This is a genomic window from Microbacterium sp. Cr-K20, from assembly GCF_000708325.1.
Taxonomy (GTDB): Bacteria; Actinomycetota; Actinomycetes; order Actinomycetales; family Microbacteriaceae; genus Microbacterium.
In genome coordinates this window covers 21,187-28,445 of the sequence record NZ_JARE01000071.1, presented here as the reverse complement: position 1 = coordinate 28,445, position 7,259 = coordinate 21,187, and the positions used below count along the sequence as shown (strand labels likewise).

General features: G+C 70.3%; 8 protein-coding genes. 6 read left to right on the top strand and 2 right to left on the bottom strand.

What is annotated here, in order from left to right:
• Window positions 1-152 precede the first annotated feature (152 nt).
• Window positions 153-896, top strand: coding sequence for a hypothetical protein (locus GZ67_RS0117585; protein ID WP_029264467.1), 744 nt, complete (start codon window positions 153-155; stop codon window positions 894-896).
• Between the two features lie 70 nt (window positions 897-966).
• On the opposite strand, the gene GZ67_RS0117580 is transcribed toward GZ67_RS0117585, so the two are convergent.
• The gene (locus GZ67_RS0117580; RefSeq protein ID WP_051662623.1) at window positions 967-2,310 is read right to left on the bottom strand and encodes an MFS transporter; all 1,344 of its coding nucleotides are present in this window, start codon (window positions 2,308-2,310) and stop codon (window positions 967-969) included.
• An 88-nt stretch (window positions 2,311-2,398) separates the two neighbouring features.
• Between GZ67_RS0117580 and GZ67_RS0117575 the strand changes: the two genes are divergently transcribed.
• Window positions 2,399-2,803 carry a winged helix-turn-helix transcriptional regulator gene (locus GZ67_RS0117575; RefSeq protein ID WP_029264465.1) on the top strand — a complete coding sequence of 135 codons (405 nt, stop codon included), beginning with the start codon at window positions 2,399-2,401 and terminating at the stop codon, window positions 2,801-2,803.
• 25 nt (window positions 2,804-2,828) lie between these two features.
• Here GZ67_RS0117575 and soxR read toward each other — a convergent pair whose 3' ends face one another.
• Complete coding sequence (gene soxR / locus GZ67_RS0117570; protein ID WP_029264464.1) at window positions 2,829-3,269, bottom strand: redox-sensitive transcriptional activator SoxR; 441 nt, start codon at window positions 3,267-3,269, stop codon at window positions 2,829-2,831.
• Window positions 3,270-3,384: 115 nt separating this feature from the next.
• Between soxR and GZ67_RS0117565 the strand changes: the two genes are divergently transcribed.
• The 4 genes from GZ67_RS0117565 (at window position 3,385) to GZ67_RS0117550 (ending at window position 7,258) form a co-directional block, all read left to right on the top strand.
• On the top strand, window positions 3,385-4,824 hold the full coding sequence (locus GZ67_RS0117565; RefSeq protein WP_051662622.1) for an MFS transporter: 1,440 nt from the start codon (window positions 3,385-3,387) through the stop codon (window positions 4,822-4,824).
• An 18-nt stretch (window positions 4,825-4,842) separates the two neighbouring features.
• Window positions 4,843-5,712 carry an NAD(P)-dependent oxidoreductase gene (locus GZ67_RS0117560; RefSeq protein WP_029264462.1) on the top strand — a complete coding sequence of 290 codons (870 nt, stop codon included), beginning with the start codon at window positions 4,843-4,845 and terminating at the stop codon, window positions 5,710-5,712.
• A 71-nt stretch (window positions 5,713-5,783) separates the two neighbouring features.
• Complete coding sequence (locus GZ67_RS0117555) at window positions 5,784-6,188, top strand: helix-turn-helix domain-containing protein (RefSeq protein WP_029264461.1); 405 nt, start codon at window positions 5,784-5,786, stop codon at window positions 6,186-6,188.
• Between the two features lie 44 nt (window positions 6,189-6,232).
• Window positions 6,233-7,258, top strand: a complete 1,026-nt coding sequence (locus GZ67_RS0117550) for an FUSC family protein (protein WP_029264460.1) — start codon at window positions 6,233-6,235, stop codon at window positions 7,256-7,258.
• The last annotated feature ends 1 nt before the right edge of the window (window position 7,259 follow it).

Sequence of the window (7,259 nt, the reverse complement as noted above, 5' to 3'; positions counted from 1 at the left end):
TGGCTTCGGCGGGATCCTGCGCGGCGGGGTCGTGCGGTTCGGTGGTCACCGTTCGATTTTACATGCGACTTGACATGCATTGGGACTCCATGTCACACTACATGTACATGCACTGTGACATTCACATGCACACTGACAACTAAGGACTTCCCATGAACACCTCTGAATCACAGAACCCCGAGAACACCACCCGCCCCTTCGGCTACTGGCTGAAGGCCGCCGACCGCCTGATGGCGGCCGAGTTCGCCGCCGCCTTCGACGGCGAGCACGCCAGCCGCCGCGACTGGCGGATCCTCAACATCGTCGACGGCACCGTCACGACGGACCGCCCGCTGAACGAGCACAAGCTGCACCGACTCGTCGAGCGCGGCTGGGTCACCCCCGAGGGCGACGGCTGGACGCTCACCGACGAGGGCCGTGCGGCGAAGGATCGCCTCGGCACCATCGTCGACGGCATCCGCGCGAAGGTGTCGAGCGCCGTCTCCGACGAGGAGATGGCCACGACGCTCGCCTCGCTCGAGAAGATCGCCCGCGCCTTCGGCTGGGACGAGGAGACCCCTCTTCCTCGCGGCCGTCGGCACGGCTTCGGCGGACCCCGCCACGGACGCGGATTCCCGCGCGGCTTCGGGCGTCCGTTCGGCCGCGGCTTCGGTCCGGACGCGGATGCCGAGCACGGCTGCCGCCACGGCGAAGCAGGTGCCGGACACCGCGGTCACGGCCGCGGGCACGGACACCCCGGGCACGGACACCCCGGGCACGGCGACCACGGTCACGATGACCGGGGCCACGGACACCACGGCCACCGTGGACACGGTCCGCACCGTGGCGAGCGCATCGCTCAGCACGCCTTCGAGCGCGGCTTCGACGCGGGCTTCACCCGCGGTCGTGACGCCTGACCTGCCGTCACCCATCACGAAGCGCCCCACCCGACAGCCGGGTGGGGCGCTTCTCGCTGTCAGCGGCAGATCAACGCACAGCGCGGCGTGCCAGCGGGACCAGCGCAGCAGCCGTCACCACGACGGCCGCCACGAGCACCGCCGCCACGAAACCGCCCGTCACCAGCACGGCGGCGATGGTGCCGAACACCGCGATGCCGAGCCCGCCGCCGAGCGCGAACCCCACCTCCTGGATCGCGCCGACCTGGCCGGCCTGATCCTCGGTCGTCACCTCGAACAGCGCCGTCGCGGCGAGGGTCGCGCCGACGCCGAACCCGAGCCCGACGAGCACGAGCGGGATCGCCACGATCGCGGGGTCGAGTGCGAGCCAGACGAGCCCGACGGCCTGCAGCATCAGCGCCAGGACGGTGAGGGCGTTCGCCGACAGCCAGCGCAGCGCCACGGGCGCCACGACACCGCCGATCGCGATCGCCACCGCCTGCGGCAGCAGGGCGATGCCCGCCTCGGCCGCGCTCTGCCCGCGCGAGTCCTGCAGATGCAGGCTCACCAGCAGCACCGAGGCCGACGACACTCCGCTGCTCACGATGATGCGGATGATCGCGGGACTGAATCCCGGCACCCGGAACAGCCGCATGTCGATGAGCGGATCACGGAGTCGTCGCTGCCGGCGCACGAAGAACACCAGACTCAGGATCGCGATCACCGCGGCGACCACCGCCGACATCGGCGCCGCGAGGGCCTCATGCAGCGCGAAGACGAGCGCACCGAGCGCGACGATCGACGACAGGATGCTGGGTAGGTCCCAGGACGGGCGCTGCGAGCTGCGCGAGTCGGGCACGAGCCACAGAGCCAGCGCCGCGGCGACCACCGCGAGCGGAACGCTGCCGAGTAGCAGCCAGCGCCATCCCGGCCCCTCGGCCAGCACTCCGCCGAGCACGGGCCCGAGCGCGCTGCCCGTGCCGAAGGTCGCCGTCCACAGGCCGTAGGCGAGCACGCGTTCGCGCGCCTGGAACTTGGCGCCGATCGTCGCGACCACGCCCGCGATGACGAAGGCCTCGGCGACACCGAGCAGGGCCCGTACGACGATGAGCACCAGGCCGCTGCTGGCGAACCCGCCGACCACGTTCAGAACGGCGAAGCCGGCGAGACCGATCAGGATGATGCTCTTACGCCCGAACGCGTCGCCGATCCGCGCGGCCACGATCAGCGTCGCGGCCAACGACAGCGCGTACACATCGACCAGCCAGAGTCCCTCGGTGTCGGTCAGGTCCAGCTCGCCGCGGATCGCGGGGAGGGCGGTCGAGACGCTGCTGATCGCGAGGGCGCCGATGAGGACGCCAAGCAGGAGCGGGACCATCGCGAACCAGAGGCGAAGGGAGGAGCGAGTACTGACGAGAGTGGGGGTGTTGGTCACGGTCTCAGTCTGTAAAGTACAGACAGAAGCCACAAGTACGGTCATTTCTGATACGTACTGACAGTTCGGATACCAAGGGAGCCGTGCCGTGCGGGAGAAGACCGAGCGGATCATCCGCGACTGGACCGAGACCTGCGACGCCGAGGTGTCGATCGCGGTGCTCGGCGGGGCCTGGAAGCCCAGCATCCTGACCCTGCTCGGCGAGCACGAGGTGCTGCGCTTCGGCGAGCTCGGACGCCTGCTCGAGAACCCGACCGCGCGCGTGCTCACCCGTCAGCTGCGGGAGCTCGAGGAAGACGGCCTCATCACCCGCACCGTGTACCGCGAGGTGCCACCCAAGGTCGAGTACCGGCTCAGCGACCTCGGCGCGAGCTCCGGTCAACTGCTCACGGAGCTGACCCGCTGGGGCACGCTCTACGCCGGTCGGCAGCGGGCCGCCGAGACAGCAGACGCGCCCTCCGCACCGGAAGCCCTGCCAGCAGCGACCTCCTGAGACTCGCGCACGCGGACCACGCATGTCAGATGCGGCGCGGTCCCGGTCCGTCGGTGCCGAGCGCGTCCTCGGGGTTCAGCAGACGGCACGCCTTCATCGACAGGCAGCCGCAGCCGATGCATCCGGTGAGTTCGCGCCGCAGGTGCTCGAGCTGCGTGCGGCGGAGGTCGAGCTGCTCCCGCCACAGCTTCGCCACCCGCTGCCAGTCGTGCTGCGAGGGCGGCTCATCCGTCGGCAGGCTCTCGAACACCTCGTGCACGTCGGTGAGGGGGATGCCGAGGCGCTTGGCGACCACGATCAGTGAGATCCGCCGCAGCATGTGCCGCCGGTAACGGCGCTGATTGCCCGCGGTGCGTGTGGACACGATGAGGCCGAGCTGCTCGTAGAAGTGCAACGCCGTCGCCGGCACGCCGCTGCGGCGGACCACCTCGCCGATCGGCAGCAGATCATCGGGTTCCAAAGCCATCCGCACCCCCCTCTTGACCTCGAGTTTACTCGAGGTATTAGCGTGACGATCGGCCGCCGAGGAACGGCGCCACCGGGCGGATGACCGCCTGCTCCGACGTCACGAAGGGCACCCCATGACGCACACCCCCGAGCGCACCGCCACCGCGGGGAGCTGGCGCGAACTCCTCGGCAGCCGCTACGCCCCGATCGCCTCGGTCCTCGCGGGAGGCGTGCTGCTCGAGGCGAGCAACGTGTATCTCACCACCAGCCTGCTCCCCACGATCGTCGGCGACATCGGCGGCGCGGAGTTCTACGCGTGGACGATGATGACCTTCCTCCTGGCATCGGTCGTCAGCTCGATGATGGTGAGCCGGATCCTCACACAGCAGGGCGCCGTGCGCGCCTACCTGCTCGCGCTCGGCCTGTTCGCGCTCGGCTCGCTGCTGTGCGCGGCGAGCCCGTGGATGTGGGCGCTGCTCTCCGGCCGCGCCGTGCAGGGCCTCGGCGGCGGACTGCTCGCCGGCCTTGGCTACGCGCTCATCCAGCGCGCCCTTCCCGAGCGGCTCTGGGCGCGCGGTGCGGCACTCGTCTCGGCGATGTGGGGCGTCGGCAACATCGTCGGCCCGGTCGTGGGCGGCGTGTTCGCGCAGCTGGACGCCTGGCGGGTGACGTTCGTCGGCCTCGCCGTCGTCTCCGCGCTGATCGGCATCGTCGTGGTGCGCGCACTGCCGAGGACCGCCCGAGCCCGCTCGAGCGAATCGGTGCCGTGGGGATCCCTCGTGCTCCTCTCCGGCGGCGTCGCCGCGGTGGGCATCGCGAGCGTCGTCCCCAGCGGTCTCGGCACCGGGGTCGCCATCGTGGTCGGCGTCGTCCTGGGCGCATGGTTCCTGCGTCACGAGGGCCGCGGGCGCACCGGCATCCTCCCCCGGGTCACGTTCGCCCCGGGCTCCTCGCTGGGCTGGGTCTACGTCACGGTCGCTGTCCTGGCCTTCGCGATCGGCACCGAGGCGTTCATCCCGCTCTTCGGCCAGGAGATCGGCGGACTGATGCCGTTCGTCGCCGGCATGCTCGGCGCCGCACTGTCCCTCGGCTGGTCGATCACCCAGGTGTTCACGGCCAATGCCACCGGCATCCGCTCGCGCCGCGTGCTCATCACCCTCGGTCCGGTCGTCGTCGCCATCGGTCTCGCCGCGTACGGTCTGCTCCAGCACGAAGGCCCCTCCGCCGTCGTGATCGCACTCTGGTTCGCCACCCTGTTCCTCGCCGGCGCCGGCATCGGCCTCGGATTCCCGCACCTGACCGTCGCCGCGCTCGGCAGCACGTCGGGCGAAGAGGAGGGCGCAAAGGCGGCCGCGGCGGTGAACACCGTCTTCATCATCGCGAGCGCGTTCAGCTCGGCGATGGCGGGGGTCCTCGTCAACCTCGCGATGCCGGACGTCGTGGATGCCGCCCGCCTGCTGATGCTCGTGTTCGCGGGCGTCACCGTTCTCGGAGCCTTCATCGCGCGCGGCGCGAGCTGGGGCATCGGACTCACCCGCGACGACGAGAACCCCACCACCCCGGCATCCGACTGATCGAAAGGAAACCTCACCATGGAAACGAAAACCCGGGTCACCGTGATCGGCCTCGGCGAGATGGGCTCCGCGATCGCGAAGGCCCTTCTCGACCGCGGTCACTCCACGACCGTCTGGAACCGCACAGCGAGCAAGGCCGACCCGCTGGCCGCGGCCGGCGCCGAGATCGCCCATACGGCAGCGGATGCCGTGGCGGCGAGCCCGCTCGTCATCGTCTGCCTGCTCGACAGCGGCGCGGTGGATGCGGTCGTCGGAACACTCGACGCGGCGGTGGAGGGAAAAGTCATCGTGAACGTCACCAGCGGCTCCCCCGCGCAAGCACGGAGCAACGCGGAATGGGCCCGCACGCGCGGCGCGAAGTACGTGGACGGGGGGATCATGGGAGACCCGTCGCTTGTCGGTGGGCCGAACTTCCTGTTGTCGTTCAGCGGCGATCGCGACGGGTTCGATGCTCACCGCGAGGTGCTGCAAGGCGTCGGCACCCTCACGTACTACGGCGAGGATGCGGGGCTCGCTTCCGTCGAGTTCCTGGCCCAGGTGGCGGTCGGCTACGAGTTCCTCCTCGGCCTGCTGCACACGTTCGCGCTCGTGAAGGCGGAGGGCGCCGACGTCGAGGGGTTCGCCGACCGCGTCGCCGGGTCGGTCGGCGGCTACGTGCCGCTGGTGCAGGCCTTCGGCACCGCCGTCGCGAGTGGGGAGTACGGGCCCGACCTCGGTTCGCTCACCGTGCAGGCCGCACTGATGGACGACCTGATCAGCCACCGCGAGTCCCTCGGCGTCGACACCCTGCGCATGCGCGAGGTCAAGCGGCTGATGGATCGACGGATCGCAGACGGCCACGGCGACGAAGGGTTCTCGAGCCTGTTCGAGCTGCTCGGCCACGCGTGAGCGAACCCACCCTCTTCACACACCAATGAAATCCACACCAACGAAATCCGCACCAACAATATGGAGAAGCCATGATCCCCTTCGGTCCTCAACTCATCGGCCAGACCGAGAAGGCGCTGAACGCCCTGCTCCAGAGCGTCCTCGTCGGCCGCGACCTCACCGAACGCGAGTGGGTGACGCTGCGACTCGCCTCGCAGTTCGACGGCGCCCACGACCTCGACGGTTTCGTCACCGAGCGGCTCCACGATCCGGATGCCGGCCGACTCACCGCCGCTCTGCGCGACCGCGGGCTCCTCACCGACACTGCGCTCACTCCCGCGGGCAGCGCCCTGGTCGCCGAGATCGGTCAGGAGATCGCCGCCCTCATCGCACCCCTGTGGCACGGGATCGAAGACGAGGATGCGGAGACTGCGACCCGCGTGCTGAACGTCGTCCTCGAACGGAGCCTGACACTCGTGCGCACGTCGCACGCGTAGCACCTCGGCTTCGGCCCGGTCGCCGTCGGACGTAGGCTGGATCGGTGGCGGATTCCCAGGGACGAGTATGGACAGGCGTCCTGCGCGTCGGACCGCACCGGGGCGATCACCGGGTGGCTCTCCGGGCCGCGATCAGCGTGGCGGTGCCGCTCCTCGTGCTGTGGATGCTGGGGCGTCTCGACCTGAGCATCTACGCCAGCTTCGGCGCCTTCGCCGCGCTGTACGGTCGCCACGACGTGTTCCGTGACCGCATCCGGATGCAGGCGAGCGCCGGCGGAGTCCTGCTCGCCGCGATGCTCATCGGCACCGCGCTCTCGGTCGTGTCCGCTCCCGCCGCCGTCAGCATCCTCGTTCTCGCCGTCATCGCCTCGGCCGTCACCCTGCTCGCGTACACGATGCGCTGGCACCCGCCCGGGCCGCTGTTCCCGGTGTTCGCGGTCGGCGCGTGCGCCACCATCCCCGCGACGGCAGCCTCTTTCGGCGACGTGCTCCTGGTCGGCGGCGCGAGCGTGCTGTTCGGCCTCGCCGTCAGCGCGATCATCGGCCTGTTCACGCGCGGCACCCAGGAGGCGCCGCCCCGGTCTCGGCAGCCCGTGGGACCCATCGCGTGGGAGATGGCCGCCACCGTCGCCGTCGCGATCGTGGGTGCGGGCTTGGCGGGATTCCTGATCATGGATTCGCACTGGTACTGGGCCGCGGTCGGTGCGGTCGCCGCGGTCAGCGGTCCCCAGCTCAACGCCCGTGTGATCCGCGGCATCCAGCGCCTCGTCGGCACGTTGCTCGGCATCCTCGTCGCGGCGGGAGTCCTTGCGATCGATCTGCCGCCGCTCGCCGTCATCGCACTCGTGGTGCTGCTGCAGGCCGCCGCCGAGCTCTTCGTCGGCCGCAACTACGGCATCGCGATGGTGTTCATCACCCCGCTCGCCCTGCTCATGGTGCACCTCGCCGCCCCCACACCGGTCGACGTGCTCCTGCAGGACCGCGCGATCGAGACCGTGATCGGCGTCGCCGTCGGAACCGTGGTCGCCGTGGCATCGGCGGCGCTCCGTCGACGGCAGACGAAGGCCTGAG

What these genes read in the sequence shown, in the direction of transcription:
- soxR (WP_029264464.1), bottom strand. Translation starts at nt 3,269, where the DNA reads ATGGCTTTGGAACCCGATGATCTGCTGCCGATCGGCGAGGTGGTCCGC.
- GZ67_RS0117565 (WP_051662622.1), top strand. Translation starts at nt 3,385, where the DNA reads ATGACGCACACCCCCGAGCGCACCGCCACCGCGGGGAGCTGGCGCGAA.
- GZ67_RS0117560 (WP_029264462.1), top strand. Translation starts at nt 4,843, where the DNA reads ATGGAAACGAAAACCCGGGTCACCGTGATCGGCCTCGGCGAGATGGGC.
- GZ67_RS0117585 (WP_029264467.1), top strand. Translation starts at nt 153, where the DNA reads ATGAACACCTCTGAATCACAGAACCCCGAGAACACCACCCGCCCCTTC.
- GZ67_RS0117555 (WP_029264461.1), top strand. Translation starts at nt 5,784, where the DNA reads ATGATCCCCTTCGGTCCTCAACTCATCGGCCAGACCGAGAAGGCGCTG.